This is a genomic window from Proteus sp. LHD240705, from assembly GCF_047921555.1.
In the GTDB taxonomy this organism is placed as follows: Bacteria; Pseudomonadota; Gammaproteobacteria; order Enterobacterales; family Enterobacteriaceae; genus Proteus.
On the sequence record NZ_JBLRMI010000042.1, the window covers coordinates 1 to 418 of the forward strand.

The following is a 418-nucleotide window of genomic DNA, read 5'->3' on the forward strand; positions in this document are numbered from 1 at the left end:
AGTATCTACCACGCCGTCACCGTCGGTGTCGCCTGGAATTTGTCCATCAACAGCAAATTCCACTTTATTCCCTGGTTTAGCTGGATTACTACCTTGTGACAAGCTGACACCTACGCTATTTTGACCGTCTTGTACCGCGCCTTTCGGAATATCCATTGACACTTTGCCCGCCGTTACTTCATCTTTCGTGACGGTATGTGTAATAGTTTCAGTGGTGTTATCTGGACGAGTAATAGTCAGTGTAATTTCTGCACCTTCTACAGTGCCTGCTGGCAAGGTCACTTCCGCCTGTAAACCATCTTTCAGTTCATCTGCATTCGCATAACCATCCGCCACTTCTGGGATAGTCAGCACTGGTGCATCGGTGACACCATCGGTTTTTGAAGTCACAGTTGAAGGGTCACTTTCATTGCCGCTT

Annotated in this window: 1 pseudogene; it reads right to left on the reverse strand. The window is 47.6% G+C overall.

Going from position 1 to position 418, the window contains the following annotated elements:
• Window positions 1–390: pseudogene (locus ACNART_RS17935) on the reverse strand (RTX toxin); the annotation flags it as partial.
• Window positions 391–418 lie beyond the last annotated feature (28 nt).